At 44.5% G+C, this 25,430-nt stretch carries 29 protein-coding genes; 18 read left to right on the forward strand and 11 right to left on the reverse strand.

What is annotated here, in order from left to right; all coding sequences use genetic code 11:
* Positions 1-12 precede the first annotated feature (12 nt).
* The 5 genes from AC04MM_RS12440 to nrdR are packed head-to-tail and all read right to left on the reverse strand — an operon-like array spanning position 13 to position 2,708.
* Positions 13-858 (reverse strand): pyruvate, water dikinase regulatory protein, encoded by an 846-nt coding sequence (locus AC04MM_RS12440; RefSeq protein ID WP_475380691.1) that lies wholly within the window; start codon positions 856-858, stop codon positions 13-15.
* A complete protein-coding gene (locus tag AC04MM_RS12445) occupies positions 842-1,345 on the reverse strand; it encodes a hypothetical protein (protein WP_475380692.1) in 504 nt (167 codons plus the stop codon). The genes AC04MM_RS12440 and AC04MM_RS12445 overlap by 17 nt, the downstream gene beginning before the upstream one ends.
* A 23-nt stretch (positions 1,346-1,368) precedes the next feature.
* A complete protein-coding gene (locus AC04MM_RS12450; protein WP_475380693.1) occupies positions 1,369-1,785 on the reverse strand; it encodes a hypothetical protein in 417 nt (138 codons plus the stop codon).
* Complete coding sequence (nusB, locus tag AC04MM_RS12455) at positions 1,772-2,110, reverse strand: transcription antitermination factor NusB (protein WP_475380694.1); 339 nt, start codon at positions 2,108-2,110, stop codon at positions 1,772-1,774. Before nusB ends, AC04MM_RS12450 begins: the two co-directional genes overlap by 14 nt.
* A gap of 13 nt (positions 2,111-2,123) precedes the next feature.
* Positions 2,124-2,708, reverse strand: coding sequence for a transcriptional regulator NrdR (gene nrdR / locus AC04MM_RS12460; protein ID WP_475380695.1), 585 nt, complete (start codon positions 2,706-2,708; stop codon positions 2,124-2,126).
* A 139-nt stretch (positions 2,709-2,847) separates the two neighbouring features.
* On the opposite strand from nrdR, the gene AC04MM_RS12465 reads away from it, so the two are divergent.
* The 7 genes from AC04MM_RS12465 to udk all read left to right on the forward strand — a co-directional run bounded on the left by AC04MM_RS12465 (position 2,848) and on the right by udk (position 10,046).
* On the forward strand, positions 2,848-3,501 hold the full coding sequence (locus AC04MM_RS12465) for a hypothetical protein (protein WP_475380696.1): 654 nt from the start codon (positions 2,848-2,850) through the stop codon (positions 3,499-3,501).
* Between the two features lie 47 nt (positions 3,502-3,548).
* A complete protein-coding gene (locus AC04MM_RS12470) occupies positions 3,549-4,742 on the forward strand; it encodes an RsmB/NOP family class I SAM-dependent RNA methyltransferase (RefSeq protein ID WP_475380697.1) in 1,194 nt (397 codons plus the stop codon).
* A 98-nt stretch (positions 4,743-4,840) separates the two neighbouring features.
* Positions 4,841-6,292: a CoA-acylating methylmalonate-semialdehyde dehydrogenase gene (gene mmsA, locus AC04MM_RS12475; protein ID WP_475380698.1), complete on the forward strand. Its 1,452-nt coding sequence runs from the start codon at positions 4,841-4,843 to the stop codon at positions 6,290-6,292.
* 17 nt (positions 6,293-6,309) lie between these two features.
* A complete protein-coding gene (locus tag AC04MM_RS12480; protein ID WP_475380699.1) occupies positions 6,310-7,569 on the forward strand; it encodes a GTP cyclohydrolase II in 1,260 nt (419 codons plus the stop codon).
* Positions 7,562-8,761, forward strand: a complete 1,200-nt coding sequence (locus AC04MM_RS12485) for a URC4/urg3 family protein (protein WP_475380700.1) — start codon at positions 7,562-7,564, stop codon at positions 8,759-8,761. Before AC04MM_RS12480 ends, AC04MM_RS12485 begins: the two co-directional genes overlap by 8 nt.
* Before the next feature lie 42 nt (positions 8,762-8,803).
* The gene (gene upp, locus AC04MM_RS12490) at positions 8,804-9,436 is read left to right on the forward strand and encodes a uracil phosphoribosyltransferase (RefSeq protein WP_475380701.1); all 633 of its coding nucleotides are present in this window, start codon (positions 8,804-8,806) and stop codon (positions 9,434-9,436) included.
* On the forward strand, positions 9,405-10,046 hold the full coding sequence (udk, locus tag AC04MM_RS12495; protein ID WP_475380793.1) for a uridine kinase: 642 nt from the start codon (positions 9,405-9,407) through the stop codon (positions 10,044-10,046). The genes upp and udk overlap by 32 nt, the downstream gene beginning before the upstream one ends.
* Here udk and AC04MM_RS12500 read toward each other — a convergent pair.
* Together AC04MM_RS12500 and tpx are read right to left on the reverse strand one after the other, a co-directional pair.
* Positions 10,038-10,607 (reverse strand): peroxiredoxin, encoded by a 570-nt coding sequence (locus AC04MM_RS12500; protein ID WP_475380702.1) that lies wholly within the window; start codon positions 10,605-10,607, stop codon positions 10,038-10,040. The genes udk and AC04MM_RS12500 overlap by 9 nt on opposite strands.
* Complete coding sequence (tpx, locus tag AC04MM_RS12505; RefSeq protein ID WP_475380703.1) at positions 10,607-11,104, reverse strand: thiol peroxidase; 498 nt, start codon at positions 11,102-11,104, stop codon at positions 10,607-10,609. Before tpx ends, AC04MM_RS12500 begins: the two co-directional genes overlap by 1 nt.
* Positions 11,105-11,282: 178 nt before the next feature.
* Here tpx and AC04MM_RS12510 point away from each other — a divergent pair, with 178 nt between their 5' ends.
* Positions 11,283-12,011, forward strand: coding sequence for a YoaK family protein (locus AC04MM_RS12510; RefSeq protein WP_475380704.1), 729 nt, complete (start codon positions 11,283-11,285; stop codon positions 12,009-12,011).
* Here the strand turns inward: AC04MM_RS12510 and AC04MM_RS12515 are convergent.
* A complete protein-coding gene (locus tag AC04MM_RS12515) occupies positions 12,008-12,766 on the reverse strand; it encodes a hypothetical protein (protein WP_475380705.1) in 759 nt (252 codons plus the stop codon). The two genes, AC04MM_RS12510 and AC04MM_RS12515, sit on opposite strands and share 4 nt — an antisense overlap.
* 228 nt (positions 12,767-12,994) lie before the next feature.
* On the opposite strand from AC04MM_RS12515, the gene AC04MM_RS12520 reads away from it, so the two are divergent.
* Entirely contained in the window at positions 12,995-13,678 is a 684-nt protein-coding gene (locus AC04MM_RS12520; RefSeq protein ID WP_475380706.1) for a hypothetical protein, read from the forward strand.
* Positions 13,665-14,405, forward strand: coding sequence for a hypothetical protein (locus tag AC04MM_RS12525; RefSeq protein ID WP_475380707.1), 741 nt, complete (start codon positions 13,665-13,667; stop codon positions 14,403-14,405). Before AC04MM_RS12520 ends, AC04MM_RS12525 begins: the two co-directional genes overlap by 14 nt.
* A 42-nt stretch (positions 14,406-14,447) precedes the next feature.
* Here the strand turns inward: AC04MM_RS12525 and AC04MM_RS12530 are convergent, their stop codons facing one another.
* Entirely contained in the window at positions 14,448-15,374 is a 927-nt protein-coding gene (locus AC04MM_RS12530; protein WP_475380794.1) for a 1,4-dihydroxy-2-naphthoyl-CoA synthase, read from the reverse strand.
* A gap of 104 nt (positions 15,375-15,478) precedes the next feature.
* Between AC04MM_RS12530 and lgt the strand changes: the two genes are divergently transcribed.
* Both lgt and AC04MM_RS12540 read left to right on the forward strand, forming a co-directional pair.
* On the forward strand, positions 15,479-16,540 hold the full coding sequence (gene lgt, locus AC04MM_RS12535; protein ID WP_475380708.1) for a prolipoprotein diacylglyceryl transferase: 1,062 nt from the start codon (positions 15,479-15,481) through the stop codon (positions 16,538-16,540).
* Positions 16,541-16,605: 65 nt separating this feature from the next.
* On the forward strand, positions 16,606-18,198 hold the full coding sequence (locus AC04MM_RS12540; RefSeq protein WP_475380709.1) for a peptide ABC transporter substrate-binding protein: 1,593 nt from the start codon (positions 16,606-16,608) through the stop codon (positions 18,196-18,198).
* 390 nt (positions 18,199-18,588) lie between these two features.
* On the opposite strand, the gene hisS is transcribed toward AC04MM_RS12540, so the two are convergent.
* Positions 18,589-19,830 (reverse strand): histidine--tRNA ligase, encoded by a 1,242-nt coding sequence (hisS, locus tag AC04MM_RS12545; protein WP_475380710.1) that lies wholly within the window; start codon positions 19,828-19,830, stop codon positions 18,589-18,591.
* Positions 19,831-19,860: 30 nt separating this feature from the next.
* Between hisS and AC04MM_RS12550 the strand changes: the two genes are divergently transcribed.
* The 6 genes from AC04MM_RS12550 (at position 19,861) to AC04MM_RS12575 (ending at position 24,426) form a co-directional block, all read left to right on the forward strand.
* Positions 19,861-20,304 (forward strand): DUF3299 domain-containing protein, encoded by a 444-nt coding sequence (locus tag AC04MM_RS12550; RefSeq protein ID WP_475380711.1) that lies wholly within the window; start codon positions 19,861-19,863, stop codon positions 20,302-20,304.
* Positions 20,305-20,316: 12 nt separating this feature from the next.
* Positions 20,317-20,985, forward strand: a complete 669-nt coding sequence (locus tag AC04MM_RS12555) for an ABC transporter ATP-binding protein (protein WP_475380712.1) — start codon at positions 20,317-20,319, stop codon at positions 20,983-20,985.
* A 1-nt stretch (position 20,986) separates the two neighbouring features.
* Positions 20,987-22,219, forward strand: coding sequence for an ABC transporter permease (locus AC04MM_RS12560; RefSeq protein ID WP_475380713.1), 1,233 nt, complete (start codon positions 20,987-20,989; stop codon positions 22,217-22,219).
* Positions 22,219-22,695: a transcription elongation factor GreB gene (gene greB / locus AC04MM_RS12565; protein ID WP_475380714.1), complete on the forward strand. Its 477-nt coding sequence runs from the start codon at positions 22,219-22,221 to the stop codon at positions 22,693-22,695. The genes AC04MM_RS12560 and greB overlap by 1 nt, the downstream gene beginning before the upstream one ends.
* Positions 22,696-22,766: 71 nt before the next feature.
* Positions 22,767-23,426, forward strand: coding sequence for a hypothetical protein (locus AC04MM_RS12570; protein ID WP_475380715.1), 660 nt, complete (start codon positions 22,767-22,769; stop codon positions 23,424-23,426).
* On the forward strand, positions 23,404-24,426 hold the full coding sequence (locus tag AC04MM_RS12575; protein WP_475380716.1) for a cation diffusion facilitator family transporter: 1,023 nt from the start codon (positions 23,404-23,406) through the stop codon (positions 24,424-24,426). Before AC04MM_RS12570 ends, AC04MM_RS12575 begins: the two co-directional genes overlap by 23 nt.
* Positions 24,427-24,744: 318 nt before the next feature.
* On the opposite strand, the gene AC04MM_RS12580 is transcribed toward AC04MM_RS12575, so the two are convergent.
* Positions 24,745-25,365 carry a TetR/AcrR family transcriptional regulator gene (locus AC04MM_RS12580; RefSeq protein ID WP_475380717.1) on the reverse strand — a complete coding sequence of 207 codons (621 nt, stop codon included), beginning with the start codon at positions 25,363-25,365 and terminating at the stop codon, positions 24,745-24,747.
* Positions 25,366-25,430: the final 65 nt, after the last annotated feature.

Genomic DNA, 25,430 nt, shown 5'->3' on the forward strand with positions numbered 1-25,430 from the left:
GTAATTAAGTTTTTAAAACAACACCGAATCCGGAAGACCCATGCGGGCGGCGATCAGGCGCACAATTTCAGAAGCGGTTTCTTCTAACGCACGTTCGGTCACGTTAAAGACCGGCCAGCGTTTGTTCTGTTTAAATAAATTTTCGGCGTATTCGATTTCTTTTAAAATCTGCTGGGTCGAGGCGTAGTCGCCACCGGTGTCCTGGCCGAATTTTTCTAAACGGTTTTTTCTGATCCTTTGCAGTGAATCTATATCAATAATCAAACCGACAATTTTGCGCTGGTCGATTTCAAAGAGCTGCGGTGGCACCGGAGTGCCGGGTACGAGCGGGATGTTGGCCACTTTCCAGCCTTTGTGGCTTAGAAAAATTGACAGCGGGGTTTTGCTGGTGCGGCTGATGCCGACTAACACGATGTCGGCTTTATCCAGTTCGGTTGACACTTTACCGTCATCGTTTCTGACTGTGTATTCGATAGCTTCGATGCGCTTATAGTAATGATCATTGGTCTGACGTAAAAGACCGGTCTGGCTGGTTGCAGCCACACCGAAAAAATCATCTAAAGTTGCGATCAATGGCCCAAGCAGATCAATCGCCGGAATCGCTTTTTCAATACAGACTTCAGCAATTTTTTTTCTGATCACCGAAGATGCAAACGTGTAGGCCACCATGCCGCGTTTATCGAAACAATCATCGATCACACGCAAGACCTGTTCTTCGGTACGCAGGTTTTTACTGCGGATAATATTAATTTCTTGTTCAGCGTATTGCACCAGGGCGGCACGCACCATGGTTGCGGCGGTTTCGCCGGTACCATCTGATAAAATAAAAATAGTGTGAACGTTAGGTGTAGTAGTCATGATTGGTGATCGCGTTTTTCAGGCTCTCGCAGCGTAAACTCAACCACGGTTCGGCTTGCTTGGTCATAAGCACAATATATCGATTTTCTTCGACCCTGATCAATAAACAAACCATTTTAGCTGCATCGGGAAGGTGGTTGAACCCGATTTTATTCAAAAAAAGCGAGGCACGGGTTTTTAAAATATTAAAGTAGGGTGAAGCCGGCAGGCGAAAATGAATTTTCGGCAATTTCTTTTCAATATTCTGGCCAAAGAAAAACATCTTCTGGATTTCTGAACCTTCAATTAATAAACCCATTTCAAAAAATGCCGTTAAGCGCGAGAAAAAGATCTCCCATTGTTTGTCGCCGGAAATAAACTGCATTTGTTCTAATAACTTGTGATTTGATTCAATCTGAAATTTTGAATCTTGCGGAAAGTTAATCACGTCAAAATGTTCTTCGTGATCCAGGAATTTTTCAATCTTCGAGATAAAGCTCTTCGTCATCACTTCATCTTGAAGGAATAAACTTAGTTTGTTGAGCCTGTTACCAGGTCGCAATGCTCTAATCTGGCTTTAAGGCCAGGTGCCGGTTCAAACGGCGTAAAACAGCGCATATTTTTGATCTGTAATTGTTCAACGATTTGCTCCAAATCCTGGCTTTTGAATTCTTTAAGGTCGTGAATTAAAAATAACCAGTCAGCATCGAAGTGATTCTTCACGCCGACCAGAGTCCACGGTTTTTTTAGTGGCGCGGGCCGCATCGGAAAACCGACTTCATGAACTAAGTGAGTCAGTTCAGACGGTTGTGAGGTTTTTCTATGGCGGTGAATTTCTGAAAGTAAAAAGCCAGAATTAAAATTAATTTTTTGCCACCACGGGCTTTGTGGGTCTTCGATTAAGACCCATAGTTTGCAGGTTGTAGCCGTCAGATTAACGTCTTTCATTTCTGATCACCTGATCAATGATACCATTTACAAATGAAGCCGCTTCCTGGGTTCCGTATTGTTTTGCAATTTCAATCGCTTCGTTCATGGCGATTTTTGGTTCAATTAATTCAGAGGTGAAAAAGATTTCGCAAACCGCGATGCGGATGATGTTGCGGTCAACAGAAGCCATCCGGTCAATCTTCCAGTGGCGCGAAGCCTCCTGGATTTTTGCGTCGATTTTTTCTTTGTTCGCTTGCACAGCTTTTACAATCTCGTAAGTGTATTTAAGAACGGGCTCTTCGAAAGTTTTATCAAAGACCGTAGCTAAATCAGAAAGAGACATCTGTGGGGCAAATTCAGTTTGGAATAGGATCTGGAGTGCGAGTTCCCTTGATTGTCTTCTCATTGTTAGTGTCTTTCAATTCTTGTTGTTTCGGTTGCGGTTGTAATTGTGTTGTTAGACTTAATTGCGGGCCCGCTGTATCAATCATATCGATGAGCTCGTCACCTTCAAGTTTTTCCACGAAATCCTGGACGTCTTTAAAGGTTTTATAAACGCTGGCAAATCTAACATAGGCCACGTCATCCAGTTGTTTTAATTCAGCCATTACACGACGGCCGATCACGCGCGCCGAAATTTCGCCTTCACCGCGGGTAATAACCCACGAAGCAATTCGTTCAACGATCGCATCGAGTGCTGCCGTTGAAACCGGGCGTTTGTTGCAGGCGTAAGAAAGACCACGTAATAATTTTTCTTTTGAAAACGGCTCGCGGCGTCCGTCTTTTTTGATGACGAACGGGTAGCTTAAAACCACAGTTTCTAAAGTCGAATAGCGCGACTTACACGATAAACATTCGCGACGGCGGCGGATGCCCCCATCTTTCTGTACGCGTGTATCTAATACTTTGTCGTCTTCATTCCCGCAAAATGGGCACTTCATGGTCGTAAGTCCTTACTCACTGGTAACCTAAGCAAGGCTAGGAAGCGGGTCAATAGGCTTAAGAACTGGACTCGATTTTTGCATAGCGTTAGTCTAGAAACTGTGGTCAAATTGTAAGCGTAAATCTATCCTTATTTCTATGAACAAACTTAACATAATTCTTATTGGGTTTAGCATCGTGATTTCACAGGGTTTTGCGCAGGCAGCTCCGTTAGTGGGCAAAAAGGCCGCCGCGAAATATTTTCAGGCTAAGGGCGATTCGAGTTATGAAGCCGCGCAGCCGCCACGTTATCCGTCTTCAATTGAATCATTGGGTGCTGAAGATCACTTTATGGCCTTAGGGGTTTCGACCTACACCAGTTCAAAAGCCTACAAGTGGGGCGCTCGCAACGAACAGGATGTGGCAAAAACAGGTTTGGATATGACCTACCGTTTGACTCAGGATTATGAATTGTTCGATGAGATCATCCGAGTGAGTTACAACACCTATCGTCCGGCCAACCAAAAAGCGGCGAAAATGAGTTTTATGTACGGGATTACGTTTCCGGATGCGACCTCGAAATTTCCTCTGTATTTCGGGATCACGGCGGGGCCTGGAATTTTTTTCAATCAGTTGGACGGTGAATCGACCGTGGCCCTCGATTATCAGATGTTTTTAGGGCTTCGTCTGTTTAATTTATTCGAGAGCACTGGTTTTTTTGTTGAAGGTGGTATAAAAAACCATCTGCATTTAACAAGCGATGGCCAGCTTAACGGCACTTATATTTCTGCCGGCGCTATTTTTACGTTCTAAAGATTCAAGAGACTTCTTGGTCGCGAACGACTTTAAGGAGTTTCACCATGAGATTGCATTTTCACATCTTAAAAAAGATCGCAGAAGCTTTACACGATATTTTTGAAAACAAAAAATACGCGGATAAAGTGATCGAAAAGCTTTTCAAAGGAAACAAAAAGCTAGGTTCCCGCGACCGCCGTTTTATCGCTGAAACCATTTATGAAATCGTCCGCTATCACAGATTCTACCAGACCGTGGCCGAGTCAAATGAGTCGTATAATTTGCTGGGTGTGCATTTAGTAAAAAACGGCTTGGATACCGAAGAGTTTCAGGATGAGTATCCGATTGATATTGATGCCATTAAGACAAATCTTAAGAAAAAATATCCGCTGGCTGTCACAGAATCGTTTCCTGACTGGATGTGTGAACTGGGTGAAAAAGAATTCGGCGCTGATGAGTGGAAACAGATCATGCACGCACTTAATCGCCCGGCAGATGTGTACTTACGCACAAATACACTGCGTATCGAACGTGAAGCGCTGATGAAGGAATTAGAAAAAGAAGAGATCATCACGGAAAAAGTTGAGGGCTTACCGGAATGTTTACGCCTAATTGAACGTAAGAACGTCTTTGCTACCCAGAGTTTTAAAAACGGCTATTTCGAGGTTCAGGATGCAGCTTCGCAGTTTATTGCGCCGTTGCTGGATTTAAAACCGGGCCTGCGTGTCGTCGATGCCTGTGCCGGTGCCGGTGGTAAATCACTGCACATGGCTTCGTTAATGAAGAACAAAGGCAAGATCATCGCCATGGATATTCACGAATGGAAACTGGGCGAACTTAAAAAGCGCGCCGCCCGAAATAAAGTAGATATCATCGAAGCGAAACTCATCGAGGGCAGCAAAACTATCAAGCGTTTGGAAGGTTCTTTTGACAGAGTTTTGTTGGATGTGCCGTGTACCGGTTGGGGTGTAATCCGCCGTAACCCAGATACCAAATGGAAGTTAAGCCCTGATGAGATCGAGCGTCTGATTCAACTGCAGCGTGAAATCATCACCGAGTATTCAAAAATGTGTAAACCTGCAGGACTTATGGTTTACGCAACCTGCAGCATTTTAAATCAGGAAAACGAGAATCAAGTAAAATGGTTTTTAGAGTCTCCCGAGGGGCAGAAGTGGAACTTTAAAAAAGAAATCCGCCTATGGCCACACAAAGATAACTTTGATGGCTTCTATGCTGCGCTTTTAGAAAAGAAATCGTAGACCAAAAGTATATTCACTACGCGTTACTCTGAGATAAATTCTTTGAATTGTAGTGCAAATGTTCTAATCTTATCTTTTGACTAAAAGGTAGGGTTACCATGGTATCAGCAAATAATCTCATTGCCGGAAAATGGATCGTCGGCGCCAAAGGCGTAGAGTCGATTGTATCGCCGTATAATGGCGAAAAAATCGGAACATTTTCGGTTCCATCAACTGAACAAATCAATCAGGCTATCGCTCAGGCGCAAGAGGCGCAAAAAGCGTGGGGCCGTTTACCGATCAAAGAGCGCAGCAAAGTTTTATTTAACTTTCGTAATATTTTACTGCGTGATCTGGATAAAATTTCAAAACTAAAAGGTTCTGAGTGCGGTAAAACAACCGATGAAGCCAGAGCCGGCCTTATGAAAGGCATCGAAGTTTTAGAGTACGCTCTTTCAATCCAAAATTTAGATACCGGCGGAAAAGCTGAAGTATCGCGCGGGGTATCGTGCGAATTTCGTCGTGAGCCTTTAGGTGTCGTGGCTAATATTACGCCGTTTAACTTTCCGGCGATGGTTCCGATGTGGACAATCCCAATTGCCATTGCTTTAGGAAATTCATACGTCTGGAAGCCTTCTGAAAAAACACCGTTAACGTCTTACTTCATTGCTGAAGCATTAAAAGAAGCAGGCTTACCTGACGGCGTATTTACGGTTTTACAAGGTGGCACTGAAACAGTGAATGCGATCATTGATCACCCGGCGGTTAAAGCCATCGGCTTTGTAGGTTCTACCAAAGTAGCGAAGATCGTTTACCAGCGCGGAACCAACTTAGGTAAGCGTGTTCTTGCCTTAGGTGGCGCAAAAAATCATATCGTGTTACTTCCGGATGCAAGTCTTGAAATCAGCGGTGTGGGTATTTCTGATTCATTCACCGGTTGCGCAGGTCAGCGTTGTATGGCCGCTTCGGTATTGTTGGCTGTGGGCGAAACCAACGGCCACATCGAACAAATCGTAAAACGTGCATCCAGCCTGGAGCTCGGTAAACAGATGGGTGCCATTATCACTAAAGAACAAGTTCAGTTTTTACATAATGCCATTACCACTGCTGAAAAAGCCGGGGCAAAAATTATTCTTGATGGCCGTAAGGCTAAAGCACCAGCGGGCATGGAAGGCGGCAACTGGATTGGGCCAACTATCTTAGATAACGTTCAGCCCGGTTCTGAAGCTTCGAAATTAGAGTTATTCGGTCCGGTGTTGTCAATCATCCGCTGTAAAGACATTTCACAGGCCATGAGTATCGCCAACGACAGTGAATACGGTAATGCGTGTTCGGTATTTACCTCAAACGGGGCATTGGCTGAACGTGTAGCGAAAGAATCACACGCCGGCATGGTGGGGGTAAATGTGGGAGTTCCGGTTCCGCGTGAGCCATTCTCTTTCGGAGGGACGATGGAATCAAAATTTGGTCACGGTGATATTACCGGCGAGCAAAGCTTAAATTTTTGGTCTAATTTTAAAAAAATCACTACTAAGTGGGAAATGCAAAGCGACTCTAACTGGATGTCGTAAAGAAAGAAGAAAAGAATATGACTACACCTACAGGTAAAAAATCGAATCATATTATTTTAGCGTCGCACACGAATCTTAAATTCAAAGAAACTCTGCCGGTAAACTGGGGGGCAACAACAGCGTTGCAGCGCGGCCCGGTTGTCGCATCACTGACGAATTCTAAAACCAGAAATGCGATTGGGGCGCACTCAGGTAGCTACACAGTCTACCGCGCCTTATCGATCGCGAGCGGAAAATTCTCTCCGGTGCATAAGCCAGATCTGCATAACACAGAGGCGCCTACGCCGATCGGTCCGTACCCGCAATGGCAAGATCCGACTAAGATCGTTACTCTTGATCCTTGGGGATTAGATCCGCAGATTCATTTTAAAGAACTTTTTGAAAAAGGTTACGATATCCGTCCGACGATTGCGATGACTCAGGCGCACCTGCAATTGCCTGAAGTCTACGAAGCGATTAAAGCCGGCCGTTTAAAACCAGACGGAAAAATCATTAAAGAAAACGGCGATATCCGCGTAACTAAAGTCGCGTTAGAGCCGGTTTGGTATTTGCCGGGTATTGCTGAACGTCTGAAAGTAACCGAAGGTGAATTACGCCAGATTTTATTTCAGGAAACTGGCGGTATGTACCCGGAATTTATCACCCGTCGTGATTTAAAAGTTTGGTTACCGCCAATCGGTTCTTCGACCGCTTATATCTTCGGTGACCCAAGACACTTAGCTGATACAAATGTAGAACTGACTTGCCGTGTGCACGATGAATGCAACGGTTCAGATGTATTCGGTTCTGATATCTGTACCTGCCGTCCGTACTTAATGTACGGGATCGAGGATGCGGCCCGCACAGCTCAACGTGGCGGTGTAGGTATTATCGTGTACTACAGAAAAGAAGGCCGTGCTTTAGGTGAAGTGACAAAGTTTTTAGTTTACAACGCCCGTAAACGCCAAGTGGGCGGGGATACAGCCGCGACATATTTTAAACGTACCGAGTGTGTAGCGGGTACTGAAGATGCGCGTTTTCAGGAGTTTATGCCGGATGCACTTCATTTCTTCGGTATTAAAAAAATCCATAATTTACACTCTATGAGTAACATGAAGTACGACTCGATCGTCAAAAGCGGTATCGAAGTTGTAAACCGTATTTCGATTCCGCCAGAATTAATCCCGGCGGATGCTCAGGTCGAAATCGAAGCGAAAAAAGCAGCGGGTTACTTTTCGGCTGACGGCGCGAAAGACATTGAAGGACTTAAAAAAGTTAAAGGACGCGACATTGAGTAAGCAAGTTTCATTATCTAACCAGGAAATTAATTATATCTTATCGCCGCAAGCGATTCGTGATCAGTCAAAAAAAGTATTCGATATGACGGTCGCAGGTGATGGTTATTTTACTTTTAACGCTGAAAAACTTCAGCCGACCGTGAATTACGTTTTAGATGTGATCAGAAAGAATTATCCGGATTTAAAAATTCCGTTTCATTCGCGCTGGGGACATTTTCGTGTCGGTGGGACTGACCGCTCGAAACAGTTTGAAACAACGACTGATAAATTAGAACTGGCGCGTATTAAGTTAGACTTGGTCATTACCTCTGTTCTGCTTGATGCCGGTGCAGGCCCTGCCTGGAAGTATTTAGAAGAATCTTCTGGCAAACACTTTAACCGTTCAGAAGGTTTAGGTGTGGCTTCACTTTACATGTTTAAAGCTGGCGCGATGTCGTCTGATAAAAAATCCTGGAAAGCGGATGCCCAGGGGCTGCAATCAGTGACGGCGGCAGAATTGGAAAAACATTTTCAGGTGACCAATGACAATCCACTTGTAGGTGTTGAAGGCCGTGTGAAGTTATTAAATAACTTAGGTAAAGCCTGTGCCCATAATCCTGTTTTTAAGAAGGGAAACCGTCCGGGCAATATTATCGATCACTTAATTGAAAAGCACGGCAGTAAAATTCCGGCCACAGCGGTATTGCGTGCTGTTTTAGATGGTCTTGGCGAGATCTGGCCAGGCCGTATTTCAGCAGGAGATGTCAATCTTGGTGATGTTTGGCAGCACTCAAAATTGAATTTAGTTCCTATTCATAAGTTGTCGCAATGGATGACCTATTCATTGTTAGAACCGATCATGGAAGCCGGCTTTGATGTTGACGGTGTTGAAGGTTTAACCGGCCTTGCTGAATACCGTAACGGTGGCCTTCTGATTGATTCTGGTCTGTTAACAATGAAGGATCAGGCGAATATGGCAAAAACGTGGACGCCGGATTCTGATTTAATTATCGAATGGCGGTCGTTAACAGTATATCTTTTAGATCAAATCGGCGCCGAAATCCAAAAATCACTAAATAAATCGCCACAGGATTTTCCGTTGGCTAAAATTTTAGAAGGCGGAACTTGGTGGGCGGGAAGATTTATCGCCCAGGAAAAACGAGCCGGCGGTAATCCGCCATTAAACATCCAAAGTGATGGAACTGTATTTTAAGAGCCGGCAGGCGAAAAGCCGTGGCCAGACAGAAAGGTATATATGAATAATAAAGTAGTTGTTTTAGATCATCCATTGTTAGTGCACAAATTAGGTTACTTACGCGATAAAGAGACGGGTTCTGGTGAGTTTCGCGAATTAACCAAAGAAATCAGCCGGATCTTAGCTTTTGAAGTCATGCGTGACTGGAAGGATATGAAAACTGTTGATATCGAAACGCCTATCACCAAAACGCAAGTTAAGCGTATCCACAACACGCCAGTGGTGGTTTCAATCATGCGCGCCGGTAATGGCATGTTAGATGCGGTTTTATCAATGATTCCGTTTGCATCTGCAGGTTTTATCGGGATTTACCGTGACCGTTTTGTGAATAACACGGTCGAATACTATTTTAAAATGCCTCAGGACATCAAAGGTAAATTAGCCATTCTTTGTGATCCGTTGATTGCGACAGCTGATACCATGATTGCTGCAATCGAGCGTTTAAAAAGCTATGAAGTGGATAAAATCCGTATTCTTTCGATTTTAATCAGCGAATATGCGATCCAGAGAATTCATTCGCTTCATCCGGATGTCGAAATCATGACTTTAAATATCGAAAAAGAAGTTAATGAGCACGGATATCTGGTTCCGGGTTTGGGAGATGCTGGTGACAGACTTTTCCAAACGAAATAGATCATTAATTATCGGGGTAGCCGGCGGAAGTGGTTCAGGAAAAACCTATTTCGCCAAAGACCTGCAGCTTAAGCTGGGTCACCATCTGGCCGAGATTGTCTTTCAGGATAATTTCTACATAGATCAATCGCACAAGTTTGATAAAGACGGCGGTGCGGTTAATTTTGACCATCCCGACAGTATTGATTTTTCGCTTTTGGCCGATTGTTTAATCCAGTTAAAATCAGGAAAAGACACGGATATCCCTATTTATGATTTTAAAACCCATAGGCGCGCCAAAGAAAAACTAAATATCAAGGCCAAGCCGATTATCGTCGTTGACGGTATTTTGATTTTTCATCCCGAAAACGTGCGTGCGGTGTTCGATTATCTGGTGTTCTTTGATACTTCGGAAGATTTACGCTTTGAGCGCCGTTTGCAGCGTGACGTGAAAGAACGCGGAAGAACGCCTGAAGGGGTGCGGGCGCAGTTTAATAACCAGGTCAAGCCGATGCATGATTTATTCGTAGAACCATCTAAACGGCACGCGCATATGATCGTGAGCGACGATTCGTGCTATGAAGACGTATTGGTTAACTGCTGCGACGATATTCAAAAAAAATTAGGTTGAGCTTTTAAGCCACGCCAAAACTTCGTCAGCGTTTTTATCCGGCGGAAACACCGGGTAGAAAACTTTCTTAATTTTATTTTCATCGATATAAAAAGCCATACGTTTGATTAAGTGTTCGTTATCAAAAACAAAAGTCGGCAGATTTAATTCATTGGTCAGTTTGTAGTCGGCATCACTTAAGATCGGGTAGGGAATGTGATTTCTCTCGACGAATTCTTTTTGCACCACTGGCGTTTGAATGCTGGCACCAAAAACGGCAACGCCGAGTTTCTGAAATTCAGAGTATAAATCACGAAATTTACAGGATTGTGGCGTGCAGCCGCGGGCTCCGGGAATGGTATCCCAAAGCTCTGGGTTGGTGTTTGGTTCCAGTGGTGAACCGGCACGCGGGTAAATAAACAGAACACTCGGTTTAGCGAAAATTTCGGTCAGCACCAGTTCCTGGCCTGTCGTAGCATGTAAGCGGATATTCGGAATTGCGTGACCACGTAAGTGGTCACAGGCGCCGTCATCGACAGGTTGCGGAAGATTTGCGGGTAATTCGTAAACCGAGTCGCGCATTAAGCTAAAACTTTTAAAGCCGCTTGGTAATTTGGTTCGTTCACGATATCTGAAACTAATTCAGTGTGAAGAACTTTATCGTCTTCTGATAACACCACAACCGCACGCGCATATAAGCCCGACAAAACAGTGTCTTGCAACATTAAGCCCCAGTCAGCTCCAAAGCTAGATTTAAAGCCTGATAAGCTTTCACAGTTTTTGATGCCTTCAGCACCGCAAAAACGAGCCTGCGCAAATGGTAAATCTAAAGAAACATTCAGCACGACCGTGTTGTTCATATCGGCCGCTAATTTGTTAAACTGGCGAACTGAGGCCGCACAGGTGCCAGTGTCAATTGAAGGAAAAATATTTAATACTTTTCTTTTACCGGCGTAAGTTGCATTGCTAGCTTCTGATAAATCGCTTTTGATCAGTTTTGAGAAAGATACTTTTTGTCCAACTGCGGGTAAATTACCGTTTGTATTTGCTGGTGTGCCTTTGAAAGATAAAGAAGCCATTGTGTTCTCCTGGTTTGATTTTTTTAGACTGTACTCTTAACCGAAGGCCGAAGCAACTTTTCCGCAGCATCACACGCTTTGGTCCGGTTAATTGCTGTCGTCACAGCGTATCAAAGGGGCGGATCGATGAGTTTTCGTTATACAGGTATTTACGGGGTTTATATACTGGATAACAGTTATGATCTTTGGAAATTCGTCGATAGCTACTTATAATAAAAGCAATGTCATTGTCTGGTTACTGATGGCCTTTCAGGCAGGGCTTTTAAACGTTGGCGGCTTTATGGCGTCACACCGTTTTGTCTCGCACGTCACTGGTTTTGCCACGTTTTTTGCGGCCGATTCTGCCGCCGGTAATTATTCACACGCCTTAGGTATGTTGGTGGTGCCCCTGTTTTTTTTGTTGGGGGCCATGTTAAGCGGACAGTTAGTGGATATCCGTCTTAAACTTAACCTCAAGCCGAAATATTATTTTACCTTCGGAATTATCTTTTTAATTATTGCGACGATTTTAGTTGCCGGACATTTTAATTTTTTCAGCCCGTTTGGCCAGCCTATCGAGGTATCTAAAGATTATGCCTTGTTGATTTTGCTGTGTTTTGCCTGTGGTATCCAGAATGCGACAATAACTTCGGTTTCGCGTTCGGTGGTAAGAACTTCACATTTAACCGGACTGACAACTGATTTAGGAATCGGTTTGGTGCGCATATTAAATCGCAATAAATTAAGTGCGGCGGTTCTCGAAGAAGAGCATAAAGCCAATCTCATGCGTTTTGGAATTATTGCTTTTTTTGTATTAGGTTCATTGATCGGCGTTTTTTGTTTTTCAGCATGGGGTTATGATGCGTTTGCGCTACCGACGTTAATATCCGGCGGCCTGTTCGCCGTCATGTACCAGTTGGCGCATTAGAAATAAAGCTGCAGGGTAACTTTTGATCCCTCGCGGTTGGTGTTGGTCTCGACTTGGTTTTTAAGCGACTTCTGTTGTTCTTTAAAATACGAGCCCATTACGCGTAACGAGGCAAAATCGATAAACACACCGGCGCTTTGCTGGGTGCCGTCGGTCTCGCCAAAAAAATCTTCGCTGACCGGGATAAATTTGCGGTAATTACCAACGATGCCGAAGTACTTGAACAGATAAAGTTGCAGCGTCCCTGCTGCGAATTGCTGGTTCAGGCGGTAGCTGCCCGCGCTATCCTCGCGCGTGCGCAAACCGTAGTGAACAGTCAAATGCGTTCCTTGCAGCGTGTGACCGAATAATCTTAAGTTAAACATTCCTGTCGTATCCCTGAAATGTTCTTCTGTGTTGTTCTGGTATTCTCCGGTAAGCCCCACCAATAAGGCATAGGCCGAAAGCTCTCCCTCATAGCTTTTATACTTAGCCGAAGTTGTCCCGTCGTCCGTGCTGTACTGATTCATGTTAATCCCCAACATGAATTCGTAAGGGGATGGAGTATTTATTGATAACCACATATCCATAACCTGATTGCGGTTTTTCTGCTCCATCCAATCATATAAATTAAAGCGTTTTGCTTCTCTTGCGGCCGAGCCGCGCGATAATAGCCACGGTCTGCCACTAGCACCACTTGAATCCTGGGCTTCAGCGATTTCGTGGAAAAACTGAATCATAGTGAGAAGCGAAACGATCAAAAGTAGCTGTTTCATACCCTTATTTTACCATCTCTAAACTTCGAATTTGAAAAAAGCGAAATCCGTATCAGGGTGGTACGGTTGTAAGTGGCTTTTTAAGAACAATCTGTCTTAAGCAAGGAATCCCGATTCGACACGCCGCTTTCCAAAAAGTAATGGCCTGCCTTTTCTTTGCTTGCCGGGGGATGAAAAGCGCGCAAAGATTTTTGCACATTATTCGTGTCGATCAAGAGGGGGAAAGCCATGAAGAAACAACTAGTAGCTCTAATATTAATGAGCACGACAGTCACGACAGCATTGGGTGCATTAAAATTTGATTCAGATGTTCCTAAAAATATCCAGACACAGATCGTTGGCGATCTTGCTTTTATGGCGCAGATCACGGGCAGCGGTCAAACGCCGTTTCATAAAGAAATTTTTACCGAAGTTAGCGGTAAAGCCTATCAAACATTTTTTGATGCCCGTATTTTCTCGGTGGGCGTTGATGCCTGTGGCGGTGGTGCTGCCGTTGCCTGCGTTCAACCATTCTTTGATCCAAATAAAATGTGGTTAACTAAAAATTATATTAACTTTTCTCACCCGCAAGTGGCGCGTGCCATGGTGGTTTACCATGAGGCCCGTCACTCGGAGACTAAAAACGGAAACTGGATGCACGCCAGCTGTCCGCGACCTTTCCTGGATGAAAACGGCAAAGACAAAACCAGCATCTGGACCGGCGCCAAACTTGAAGGCGAAGCGGCTTGTGATGTGAAATACCAAGGTTCATACGGTTCTTCGACGATCATGTTAAAAAACATCAGCAAATTCTGCACTAACTGTAACGACAAAGTTAAAATGGATGCCGATATCTATGCAACTGACCAGTTAGGTCGTATTTCCAAACCGGCTGTTAAACAGCAAATGTTAAACGACTTTGCAGCGAACTAAGAAATTATTTTCAGTTTTAATCACTGGAGCTCTGCTGTGTGCAGGGCTCTATTACTTTCTGGGCCGTGAGGCGGTAAAATCGCCAAAGCTTATCAAGCCCAGTCAGCTCGATTTTTCACAAAGTAATCAGTTGCAGGAGCCTGCTCAGGCTAAAAATAATACTGAAACTAAAGCCCAATCGGCAGATAACAGTAGCGATGCTGAATCTGTGCCGGCAACTTTGTCTGAGCGCGAACAGCAGCTGTGGGCGACTTTCGAAGAAATTTTACTATCAAAGAATGACAGTGATCCACGGGTTAGCCAGCTGATCCGCCTAAGCCCTGATTTTAATAAGGCCCTCAAAGATAAATATGCGTCGCTAAAAATGGAAGACCGTAATGGCCGCGGCTTTATCGTATTTCTGATCGCTAAAAATCTGCAGACAGCAGCTGATCTCGAGTTTCTGCAGCAGGTGTACCGTGAATCACCATGTTTAAGTTTGTCAGACTGTACAACCATAGCCAGAGAGGATAACCCACATAACAGCGGAGTTGATCAGACAACGATGAATTACCCGCAGTTAGTCGCGCTTTACCAGCTAGACACCCAGCTTACGGCCAACCCCGCGTTACTCAACGATCCGAGTTTGCGGGCCGGGGTGCTGGCCACCTTAAAGCAAGCCGAGGTTTTTCCGGTGCCGATGGTGCGTGAGCGCGCCGAAAGACTGAGAAAAAAATATCACCTGTAAGAAAATAATGTCTCGGGCCTTCGGCCGGCCTATTTTTTTATTCTAGTAATGCCAAGGAAATTTATCAAAATCGCGTTCACGTTTTTGCAAGAACGCGTCGCGGCCTTCGCGGGCCTCATCAGTGCCGTAGGCTAAGCGGGTGGCTTCACCGGCAAATAATTGCTGGCCGACCAGACCGTCATCAATAAGATTAAAACCATATTTTAACATGCGGATGGCGGTCGGTGATTTGGTATTGATTTCACGCGCCCATTCTAGCGCCACTTTTTCTAGATCAGCATGAGGTGCGACTTCATTGACCATACCCATGTTAAAGGCCGTTTCGGCGTTGTAGTTGCGGCCGATAAAGAAAATCTCACGTGCTTTTTTTTGACCCACCTGGCGCGCGAGGTAAGCTGAGCCGTAGCCCGAATCAAAACTGGCCACGTCAGCATCAGTCTGTTTGAAAATCGCATGTTCTTTTGAAGCGATCGTCATGTCGCACACCACATGTAACGAGTGGCCGCCGCCCACCGCCCAACCAGGGACTACGGCAATGACAACCTTTGGCATAAAGCGGATCATGCGCTGAACTTCTAAAATATGTAAACGGCCAAGTTTGGCTAAATCGACTTTGTTCATTTCGCCGGTGCCGTTGTTGTCGGCGCCTTCGTATTTGTAACCATCTTTACCGCGGATACGCTGGTCGCCGCCAGAGCAGAACGCCCAACCGCCATCTTTAGGTGAAGGTCCATTGCCTGTGATTAAGACAACTCCGACGTCAGCCGAAATACGGGCGTGTTCAAGGGCCGTATACAGCTCATCAACGGTGCGCGGACGGAAAGCATTGCGTACTTCGGGTCTATTGAAGGCGATACGAACAGTGCCGTGGGCTTTGGCTCTATGGTAGGTGATATCGGTAAAATCGAAACCTTGAACTTCATCCCATTGGGTCGAATCAAAAATATCAGAAACTTTTTTAGTGCTCATATTTACCTCGCGTAATTCAGCTGGCGCCTCTTTGGCATCCGCCGAGACTAACATTGACCAAGGCCAGTGTCTAATGGATGATAACCCTATCCGAGGTAAAAACTATGGTTCATGATTTAAATCCATTTATATTTCGCATCACTGAAACCTTTGGGCCACGCTGGTACGGCTTTGCGTATTTGCTGGGTTTTTTATGTGCTTATTTGGTTATCAAATGGCTTGCCGAGAGACAAAATTCTGATCTGCAAGGCGAGATGGTTTCTGATTTTGTGACCTACGCTGCTTTCGGTACTTTAATTGGCGGACGTTTAGGTTACTGTTTATTCTACGACCAGTCTTTACTTTGGAGCTTCAGACCGTCGCTTCCGTTCTGGGGTGTGCTTGCGGTTAACGAAGGTGGTATGGCTTCACACGGCGGTATTATCGGTATCGTTGTGGCGTGTTTTTTATATGCCCGTAAACACCATTTAAACCCGGTGTACTTGTTAGATGTGGTTTCAATTGTCGGACCGATCGGGGTGTTCTTTGGCCGTATCGCCAATTTTATTAACGGTGAATTAGTCGGCCGTATTGCGCCGAAAGAATTTCCATTAGGTGTGCGTTTCCCCTCAGATATTTTAAACTGGCCACAGTACGAGTACGACCGCCTGCCAACGTTGTCGCCAGTGGTCGAAAAACTGGGAATCAATCCGACCCGCTGGTCAGAAATTGTCAGAGACTCGCAAAGTTCATCATCGGCCAAAGACGAACTTTACAACGCGCTATATTCAATCATTAATAAAATCCAAAATGGCGACACCGCTTTACGTGATGCGATCGGGCCTTTATTGGATTACCGTTATCCGTCGCAGTTATTTGCCGGTCTTAGTGAAGGTTTATTTACGTTTTTAGTTTTATTTTTCTTAGCGCGCAAATCACGCCGTCCGGGTGTTATCGCCGGAAGCTTTATTGTCTGTTACGCGATTGTTCGTATCGTTAATGAAATGTTCCGTGAGCCTGATATTCAGATCGGGTTTCAGGCTCTTGGTTTAACGCGCGGTCAGTGGTTAAGCGTTGCCATGTTTATCTTTGGGGTGTTGATGCTGTTCTACTGGAGCCGCACACAAACACAAACCGTGCACGGCTGGATGCGCGGTGAGAATGTGAAATTAGGTTCGAGAAAATAAATAGTTAAATTTTTTTAGTAAAGAGCCAGCTAAAGCCTGGCTCTTTTTTTATCTCAGGAGTAGTCATGAAATTGTTTGTATCCGTGATGTTATTTTCATTTTCACTTTGGGCTGCGCAGAGCCCATTACAAATCGGAATTATTCAGGAGTGGGATACGTTACATCCGGTGAGTTACCAGACCGCAGCGACTGAGTCGATCTTACAGTTTATGTACCGTGATATCGTCTACCGTGATGCCTCAGGTAAAATTTTGCCAAATCTGGCTGTCAGTATTCCGAAACTAAAAAACAAACAAGCTGTATGGACTTTACAGGAAAATGCGAAGTGGTCTGACGGTACGGCAATAACCTGTGCCGATTGGCACCTGGGGTGGCAAGTGGGTTTAAGTGATTTCGTCAGTAAAACCGAAAAAAATATTTATTCAAAAATCACCAAACTTCAGTGGGATGCAAAGTCTCCGAAAAAGTGCACCGTCACTTATGCGACCGATGAGTGGACGTATGACCGTGATCTGCCGCCGGTGTTGCCGAGCCATCTGGAAAAACAGATCTTTACCACAACCAACACCAAGGTTGGAGCTTACGAACAGAATTCTAATTACGTAAAAAACCCGACGCTTAAAGGCCTGTATTCGGGTCCCTATCAGGTGACCGAATATAAAATCGGAAGCCATATTATCTTTGAAGAAAACCCACACTTCTTCGGTAAAAAACCTGAGATAAAAAAAATCATCATCAAACATGTGGCTTCGACGGCGACTCTTAAAAGTTATCTGTTAAGTAAAGAAATCGGCGGCATTTCGGCGGTGGGATTCCCGCCGGATTTAGCTCTGGATTTTGCGGCTGATAGTTCGCTAAAGGGTTTTACCGTACACTTTAATAACGGCCCGATTTTTCAGGGCTTATTTATCAACAACGAAGATGAGTTGATGAAAAACCACTACGTACGTGAAGCGCTGGCATTAGCGATTAATAAAAAAGAATTAACCAAGGCGTTCTTGGCCGGAAAATTAAATCCGGCAGAAACCATTATTTCTGAAAACGATCTGGCTTTTAGCGCCAGACCTGCTAGCTATAACCCGAAACAGGCCGAAGCGTTGCTCGATAAAAACGGCTGGGTAAAAGATACGACCGGGATCAGAAAGAAAAACGGTAAACCTTTAGAAATCGAATTTAAAACTTCGGCGGGTATTAAACTTTACGAGACCCTGCAGGTTTCAATTTGCGAATACTTCAAACGGGTCGGTGTGCTCTGCAAAATCAAAAACGAACCGCCGCGTGTATTGCTAGGGGATTCGGTGCCGAAAGGAAATTTCCAGATTGCGCTGTTCGGTAACACAACGTATCCGGATACCTCGCTTAAAGGTCTTTATCACTCAAACGATATTCCGACAGAGAAAAATGCCTGGGCCGGCGGCAACATCTTGCGTTTTAAATCCAAAGAAATGGATCAGCTGTTAGAGAAATACGACAAAGAATGGTCGCAAAATAAACGTGTACAGATGATGCAAAAAATCGACGAAATTTTAATGACCCAAAAAGCGGTGATTCCGGTGTATCACCGCCGTGAAGCGATCGTGCTTCCGAAAGCACTTACCGGTGTGGTTCAGAGTGCGACCGGCACCGGCATGGCAAAACCGGAAAACTGGAAATTATAAGCGGTAGCGCTAGCTGCTCAGTGTCCCTGTAACGTCTGCGCACTCCGAAGGATTTTAAATCCCATGTCCGTAGGATGCCATTGTCGCAGGACAATGGTCTTGATTGTAAATCAAGATCTAAGAACAAACGTGCTGCAAGCTAGATCGCTAAATACTTCGAATTACTATGATGATTCCGAGAAACATCAAAAATAATCTTAGGACTTCTTTAGAAATGCTAAGTAGACGCCGATATCTCAAATAACTGGATTTGTTCATCGGCACCTCCTTTCCGGATCCGTTAAATCCGAAAGCTGGAAGTCAGACGAAACTAAAAAGCTGCTAGGCTACCGCCTAACAGCTTTTTCATTTTTAGCGCCACTATAACTGTAGTGAAAAAGGCCTGGCACCTTAGATTTTAGTACACTCTTCAAAGCTGGCAGGTTTTTCCTCGCCGGTTTTGAAGTCTTTGATTTTGTATTCAATTTCGCCGTTTTCTTGTTCGAATAACAAAACTGCTTTTTCAGTATTTAATTTATTCGCTTTTTCTAGTTTCTTTTTGAAATTACCGGTCATAAAGACTTCGCAGTATTTATCCTGTGCGCGCAAAGCACTGGCGATTTTTAATCCTGAAACTAAAGCTTTATCACCTAACGTGATCACCGCAATCGGGTTTTTTGCCGGCGTTTCTAACGCCTTATTTAACTCACACAGATCAGCCAAACGGTCAACGCCAGAAGCCCAGCCAACACCCGGGGTTTTTTGTCCGCCCAGAGTTTCAACTAAACCATCGTATCTGCCGCCGGCCAACACGGTGCCTTGGGCGCCAAGTTCAGTGGTTACAAATTCAAAAACCGTGTGGCAATAGTAATCAAGGCCACGCACCAGTTTTGGATTGATTTGAAATGGGATTTTTAATTCGCTTAAACCGTCAGTTACCGCTTTAAAAAACGCTTTTGAAGTTTCTGATAAGAACGCATCCATTTTCGGCGCCCCGGCGACTAATTTTTTATCGCCTTCATCTTTTGAATCCAAAATACGCATCGGATTTTTTTCTAAGCGTACTTTTGAATCTTCGGATAACTGGTCTTTCAGCGGTGTTAAATACTGCACCAAAGCATCGCGGTAGGCTTTGCGGTCGACCTGATCCCCCAGGGTGTTAATCTCTAACGTAACTTTGCCGCCTAAACCAATTTCGTTTAAAATTCTCCAGGCTAGATCTAACACTTCTACATCGGCCTGTGGGTTTTCTAAGCCAAGCACTTCAACGCCGAATTGGTAAAATTGGCGGTAACGGCCTTTTTGCGGACGTTCATAGCGAAACATCGGCCCGTAGTAGTAAAGTTTGTTTGGGTTATGCTGGGCCAAACCCTCAGAGACGTAGGCACGCACCACGCCGGCCGTGCCTTCGGGGCGTAAAGTGATCGAATCGCCGCCGCGGTCTGCAAAAGTATAGGTTTCTTTGCTAACAGCGTCTGAAGTTTCGCCTAAGGAGCGGTGAAAAACGTCAGAAAACTCAAAAATCGGCGTTTCAATTTCTTTAAAGCCATAATTTTGGGCAGCATTGTAAGCTTTGGCTTCAATCGCTCGAAAAGTCTTTTTCAGGGCCGGTAATAAATCTCTCGTGCCGCGCACGCTTTGGTATTTACTCATAGATGGGATGAGCATATCGTAATTGCCATTATGATGAAATGGATTTTAGCAGGAATTTTTGCGTTTTCTTTAGCCGTCGGTGTTGCGTTGTACTTTATGGGACGTGGAGGCGGTGGTCCTGCCACTGAGTTGGACTGGCGCGCCCTTGATCAGATGGACTATGTGAACAAAAAAGCTCCGCCGGAACTAGAAAAAGTTAATAAGACCCGCGTAAAGATTCCGGGCTTTATGGTGCCTCTTGAAGACAACCAGCGCCAAGTGACTGAGTTTTTATTAGTGCCGAGCCCGCAGGCGTGTATTCACTTACCAGCACCTCCGCCGAACCAGATGGTTTATGTTAAAATGAAAAAAGGTGTGCCTGCAGCCGATGGCCCGATCTGGGTGTACGGTGATTTTGAAATCACTCTCAAAGAATCGCAGTACGGCGAAGCCTCTTTTGAACTCATCGGCGATTACGTTGAACCTTATCAATAAACGGGGAATGTCATGTCTGCAGTTATTCAGATTAAAGATTTATCGTTTGCCTACGGCGGTGCGGATGCAAAGCCAGTATTACAAATCCCGCATTTAACGATTGATAAAAATGAAACGGTATTTCTATTCGGCCCGAGCGGCAGCGGTAAAACCACGTTGTTAGAAATCTTGGCCGGTGTGATCACCGGACAAAGCGGCGATGTCGAGATGCTGGGTAAAAAAACTCAAAGCATGAGTTTATCCGAGCGTGACCAGTTTCGCTCGAAGCATATCGGGTATATATTTCAGCAGTTTAATTTAATTCCGTATTTAACGGTAAAAGAAAATATCTTATTGCCGTTTACCTTCAGTGGTAAAAACTTTGATCAGGCTTTATATGACCGCGTGATTGAAGAGTTAGGCTTGTTTGACCATGTCGAAAAACTGGCCTCACAATTATCCGTTGGCCAGCAGCAGCGGGTAGCCGCAGCCCGTGCCTTGATTATTAAGCCGGAAATTATTTTAGCCGACGAGCCGACTTCAGCCCTTGATTACGATCATCGTGAAAATTTCTTAAAGATTTTATTTTCTCTGGTTAAGGCGCAAGGGTCGACGCTGATTTTTGTAAGCCATGACCGTTCGATTCAGAAACTGTTTGACCGGCATTTAAGTTTAACTGACGTGAATGCGGTGAAGGTGTAGTATGAATTTATCTAAATTAGCTTTTAAATCTATTCGTCACCGCTCATTTGCCACAACGGCCACCGTGTTTTCAGTGGCGTTAAGTTTGTTATTGCTTTTTTCAGTTGAGCGGGTGCGCCGCTCAGTTCAGGATAGCTTCACTCAGACAGTATCTGGGGTTGATCTGTTGGTCGGGGCACGCACCGGCTCGCTGCAGCTGGTGTTGTTCTCGGTTTTTAATATCGGCCAGGTTACCAATAATATCACCTATCAAAGTTATGAAAAAATCAGCCAGCACCCGGATGTCGAGTGGACGATTCCGATCAGTCTTGGTGATGGTCATAAGGGCTTTCGCGTTGTTGCCACCACCACTCAGTTTTTCGAGCATTATCAGGTGCGTTCGCAGGAGCATTTAAAAATTATTTCTGGCGGGCCTTTTGCCAAAGATAATGAAGTGGTGCTCGGGGCCGAAGTGGCGCAGACACTTAAATATAAATTAGGGGATAAGATTGTGGTCGCCCACGGGAGTACGACCGGCGAATCTTTTGAAGAACATGCTGAACAGCCATTAACCGTAGCCGGAATTTTAGAGTCGACTGGCACGGCGGTAGATCGTTCAGTGTATATTACGCTGGCAGCGATGGATCACATGCATGCAGACCCCAAGCAGGAAGATGAGCCAGCCCACGAACACCAGCCTAAGCCGGAAGCAATTACTTCATTTTTTGTAAAACTGAAAAGCAAAACCAAAATCTTGCCGATGCAGCGTGAAATTACCGAAAATAAAGATGAGGCGCTGTTGGCAGTTATCCCGGGCGCAGTTTTAAGTGATCTGTGGCAGAGTCTTTCGCTGATCGAATTTGTGTTAAAGCTAATTTCGGCTCTGGTCATGGTTGTGGGGTTAGTCGGCATGATTATCGCCCTGATGACCAGTCTTAACGAACGTCGCCGGGAAATGGCGATTTTACGCTCGCTTGGAGCGGGTTTTTCACATCTGGCACAGCTGGTATTTTTAGAAGTCTTTTTTATCTTAGCGCTGGCCGTTGGCACCAGTGCAGTCGTAAAAGTGCTGCTTGAAACTGCGCTTTCGCCATTCATGGCAAAAAAATTCGGATTATATTTTGCCGGTGCTTGGTTTTCGGCCACCGATATCGCCATGATGGTTACGACGGTGGTGGTGGGTTTAGTGTTTGCGTTGGTACCGATTATGGTTTTTAAAAACAGATCACTAAAAGATGGTCTTGCGGTTAAGTAATGGACAATTCGAAAAACTATATTACGCCGAAAGGTATCGCAAAACTTAAAAGTGAGTATCACGAACTGTTAAATGTTGAGCGCCCCAGGGTTGTCGAAACGGTGGCCTGGGCCGCGAGTAACGGCGATCGTTCGGAAAACGCCGATTACCAGTACGGTAAGCGCCGTCTACGCCAGATCGACGGTCGGCTTCACTTTTTACAAAAGCGCATCGAGGCGGCTGAGGTTATTGATCCCAAAACTCTGAAATCAGATAAGGTGATTTTCGGAGCTACGGTGACAATCGAAAACGAAGACGGTGAGTCTTACACTTATCAGATCGTCGGCGAAGACGAGCTCGACATTAAACAAAACAAAATATCCTGGAAATCGCCGGTCGCACGTGCCCTGTTAGGGAAAAAACTGGATGAAGAAGTTAAAATTCATAAACCAGCCGGTGATGAAATCGTGACTATCACCGAAATCTCATTTGAGTAATTGTTTATTAACGATTAGCAGCAAAGGCTCTATTTGATTGAGTCTAGGCCTGCACACGCTAGCATTAATCTATGCGTAATCGTTCAATTCTTTATTTTGCCGGATTCTTGCTAGCCGTTCTGGGCTTTCTGATGATGGACTATAGTTTACGCCGCGATTACGTGATCAAAACAGCACAGACACGTTTTAACAACTTCGAAGCGGTATCCCCGGCACAACAAGTTGAAGTTTCTGAGGTTGAACAGCGTTCGCGTTTTCTTGCGGGTTTTAAGAATTTTGTTTCACAAATGAATGTCGTCTCAGATGACCCGGAAAAAAGTGAAGAGTTATTAAACCAGTACGCTCAAACCGTAAAACCTGCAGATAATATCGCATTAGCCGACGTGCTTAAAGACAGCGACAACAGAAAAAACGAACGTACTCTGGCCTTAGAGCTGATGGTGATGAATCAGGATTTTAACTGCCACAACATCTTAAATGAATTTATTCAGAACGAGAAGTTCGGGCCGCGGGCCGATGTAGATTTTGAAATCGCATTACGGGCACAGGCCATCGAAGGCTTAACCCATTTTGCTGACAAAAAATTAGTGCGTAAAAATCTCGAAAATCTGAAAGTCCGCACCAGACATGCGTTTTTATATGAACGGGCAGATCATGCCTTAGTGTATCTTTCAGATAAAAGTTTTGCCACGCAACTGGAAACTATCGATGCTAAAGCTGTTAAGAAGTAAAAAACACGATCATTCGCATGATGGCCACGGCTGCAGCCACGATCATAGCCATGATCATAACCATGATCACGGCCATCACCATGGGCATGGTCACCACCACCATCACCACATCGAAATTAAAAGTGATGCCGATATTTCCAATGCTTTTGTTATCGGCGGCATCTTAAATCTGGTGTTTGTGGTTTTTGAACTAACGTTGGGGTTTATTACCGGCTCTGTATCTTTGATTGCCGACGCGGTTCACAACTTTTCTGATGTCGTAGCGCTGTTTTTATCGTGGATCGGTTTTAAACTGAATAAATCTAAACCATCACCGCAGTTTACTTACGGCCTAAAAAAAATGTCGTTGGTGATAACGTTTGTTAATTCGATCACTCTGATTTTAAGTTTGTTTTATATTCTCTATGAGGCATATCAGCGCATTATCACCCCACAACCGATCGCCGAGGATAAAATTATTTTAGTCGCAGGACTTGGTATTGCGGTTAATTTTCTTTCAGCTTTCTTATTCAGAAAAAACCAGAATGACGTAAATGTAAAGGGAGCTTACCTGCATTTGATGATGGATGCGTTTATTTCTGTAGGTGTTGTCGTAGCCGGTCTGGCTATTAAGTTTACCGGCTGGACGATTCTCGATCCGATTGCGGCCTGCTTGATTGTGATTTTTATCGCCAAAGGTTCAATCGCACTTTTACATGAATCGTTTGTCTTGTTGGTGGGAGGTGTTCCGCTTGCGATCAGCAGCGAAAAAGTGCGTGAACAGATTCTATCTAACCCAGAAGTTTCTGAAATTCATGATCTGCATATCTGGTCGTTGAGTTCGTCGGAAGTGGCGTTAACTGCGCATATCAAAATGAAAGAACAAAAACATCCCGGTGATTTATTTCTTAATAAACTGAATCAGGATCTTTGTCAGAAGTTTGCTATCAATCACGTTACAATCCAGATTGAAATCGGGGATGCGGCTGACACGGCCTGTGGTCTAGATCATAAATGTTAGGTTAATAATCTTAAAAGTTTGCCGCCACACTTCACAATTATTTCATGATTACATCGTAGATCGTGGAACTGGTTGTGCCAATTCGAAGTGCGATCTTAAAATTCTGGTAATCTCTGAATTTTAGAAAATCTAATACATCCCGGCATAAATTCGGATAGGCGAATTGACCTTGGCCCGGCCCCCTAGTTGGATCGTTTGAAACCTCACGATTGAGAGTTGTTGGATCGAGTGTTTACCCAAAAAACAATATATGAATAAATAATTATTTACAAAGCGCATCGCGCCAATAACAGGGCTATAGGCGGTGGATATTTGTGATTAGTTGTTCAGATTACGCAGTAAAGTTCCTACGGCCCATTTCATGGTTTTACCCTGGTCAGCACCGGATTCGTTGTACACATTACGTAAATCACTCCAGATGTTGGCGTTGATCAATGTGATGATAACTTGAATTCTCTGTTGTTCTACTTTGTTGTTTGTTGTCGGAATCTGGGCTTTGATTTTTTCCATTACTAATGCATTAAATTTTTTGCGGAATAGTACGCGCGATTGCTGGCCGAAATTTGTGTATAAATAAGCCAGCAATAAGCTTTCGTATTTATCAAAGACCTGAAACGCAAACTCCGCGAATTCCTCTACAGTCATGGTTTGCAGGTTGCTCGCCACGCGGGTGACATAAGCTTCAAGATAAGTTTCCAGTTCGCGGGTCAACGATTTTTTATCGCCAAAAAAACGGAATAAAGTGCGTGTTGATAGCCCTGCGCGATCAGCAAGTTCTTCTAATGAAATTTCGTCGCCGCGTCTTTCAACTAAAAGATCGACGTAGTTTTCGATAATTTTCTGACGGTTGTGGTTCGATTTTTCCAAACGTGAACTGTTATCGTATTTTCTTACTTTTTTGCTCTTTTTTGTGGCCTTTGCCGATTTCGTGCGTTTCATACTGGTTAGAGTATAGGAATAAGACGCTGTGTGTGCAATTGAAAAAATTAATAGCATATTCAATG

The sequence above is a fragment of the Bdellovibrio sp. SBM16 genome (genome assembly GCF_056175625.1).

What these genes read in the sequence shown, in the direction of transcription:
- AC04MM_RS12575 (WP_475380716.1), top strand. Translation starts at nt 23,404, where the DNA reads ATGCTAAAGCTGTTAAGAAGTAAAAAACACGATCATTCGCATGATGGC.
- nusB (WP_475380694.1), bottom strand. Translation starts at nt 2,110, where the DNA reads ATGTCTCTTTCTGATTTAGCTACGGTCTTTGATAAAACTTTCGAAGAG.
- AC04MM_RS12500 (WP_475380702.1), bottom strand. Translation starts at nt 10,607, where the DNA reads ATGCGCGACTCGGTTTACGAATTACCCGCAAATCTTCCGCAACCTGTC.
- AC04MM_RS12515 (WP_475380705.1), bottom strand. Translation starts at nt 12,766, where the DNA reads ATGAAACAGCTACTTTTGATCGTTTCGCTTCTCACTATGATTCAGTTT.
- AC04MM_RS12540 (WP_475380709.1), top strand. Translation starts at nt 16,606, where the DNA reads ATGAAATTGTTTGTATCCGTGATGTTATTTTCATTTTCACTTTGGGCT.
- AC04MM_RS12480 (WP_475380699.1), top strand. Translation starts at nt 6,310, where the DNA reads ATGACTACACCTACAGGTAAAAAATCGAATCATATTATTTTAGCGTCG.
- mmsA (WP_475380698.1), top strand. Translation starts at nt 4,841, where the DNA reads ATGGTATCAGCAAATAATCTCATTGCCGGAAAATGGATCGTCGGCGCC.
- AC04MM_RS12530 (WP_475380794.1), bottom strand. Translation starts at nt 15,374, where the DNA reads ATGAGCACTAAAAAAGTTTCTGATATTTTTGATTCGACCCAATGGGAT.
- AC04MM_RS12465 (WP_475380696.1), top strand. Translation starts at nt 2,848, where the DNA reads ATGAACAAACTTAACATAATTCTTATTGGGTTTAGCATCGTGATTTCA.
- AC04MM_RS12445 (WP_475380692.1), bottom strand. Translation starts at nt 1,345, where the DNA reads ATGACGAAGAGCTTTATCTCGAAGATTGAAAAATTCCTGGATCACGAA.
- udk (WP_475380793.1), top strand. Translation starts at nt 9,405, where the DNA reads ATGCTGGTGACAGACTTTTCCAAACGAAATAGATCATTAATTATCGGG.
- nrdR (WP_475380695.1), bottom strand. Translation starts at nt 2,708, where the DNA reads ATGAAGTGCCCATTTTGCGGGAATGAAGACGACAAAGTATTAGATACA.
- AC04MM_RS12470 (WP_475380697.1), top strand. Translation starts at nt 3,549, where the DNA reads ATGAGATTGCATTTTCACATCTTAAAAAAGATCGCAGAAGCTTTACAC.
- tpx (WP_475380703.1), bottom strand. Translation starts at nt 11,104, where the DNA reads ATGGCTTCTTTATCTTTCAAAGGCACACCAGCAAATACAAACGGTAAT.
- AC04MM_RS12510 (WP_475380704.1), top strand. Translation starts at nt 11,283, where the DNA reads ATGATCTTTGGAAATTCGTCGATAGCTACTTATAATAAAAGCAATGTC.
- greB (WP_475380714.1), top strand. Translation starts at nt 22,219, where the DNA reads ATGGACAATTCGAAAAACTATATTACGCCGAAAGGTATCGCAAAACTT.
- AC04MM_RS12550 (WP_475380711.1), top strand. Translation starts at nt 19,861, where the DNA reads ATGATGAAATGGATTTTAGCAGGAATTTTTGCGTTTTCTTTAGCCGTC.
- AC04MM_RS12555 (WP_475380712.1), top strand. Translation starts at nt 20,317, where the DNA reads ATGTCTGCAGTTATTCAGATTAAAGATTTATCGTTTGCCTACGGCGGT.
- hisS (WP_475380710.1), bottom strand. Translation starts at nt 19,830, where the DNA reads ATGAGTAAATACCAAAGCGTGCGCGGCACGAGAGATTTATTACCGGCC.
- AC04MM_RS12520 (WP_475380706.1), top strand. Translation starts at nt 12,995, where the DNA reads ATGAAGAAACAACTAGTAGCTCTAATATTAATGAGCACGACAGTCACG.
- AC04MM_RS12570 (WP_475380715.1), top strand. Translation starts at nt 22,767, where the DNA reads ATGCGTAATCGTTCAATTCTTTATTTTGCCGGATTCTTGCTAGCCGTT.
- AC04MM_RS12580 (WP_475380717.1), bottom strand. Translation starts at nt 25,365, where the DNA reads ATGAAACGCACGAAATCGGCAAAGGCCACAAAAAAGAGCAAAAAAGTA.
- AC04MM_RS12450 (WP_475380693.1), bottom strand. Translation starts at nt 1,785, where the DNA reads ATGAAAGACGTTAATCTGACGGCTACAACCTGCAAACTATGGGTCTTA.
- lgt (WP_475380708.1), top strand. Translation starts at nt 15,479, where the DNA reads ATGGTTCATGATTTAAATCCATTTATATTTCGCATCACTGAAACCTTT.
- AC04MM_RS12560 (WP_475380713.1), top strand. Translation starts at nt 20,987, where the DNA reads ATGAATTTATCTAAATTAGCTTTTAAATCTATTCGTCACCGCTCATTT.
- upp (WP_475380701.1), top strand. Translation starts at nt 8,804, where the DNA reads ATGAATAATAAAGTAGTTGTTTTAGATCATCCATTGTTAGTGCACAAA.
- AC04MM_RS12440 (WP_475380691.1), bottom strand. Translation starts at nt 858, where the DNA reads ATGACTACTACACCTAACGTTCACACTATTTTTATTTTATCAGATGGT.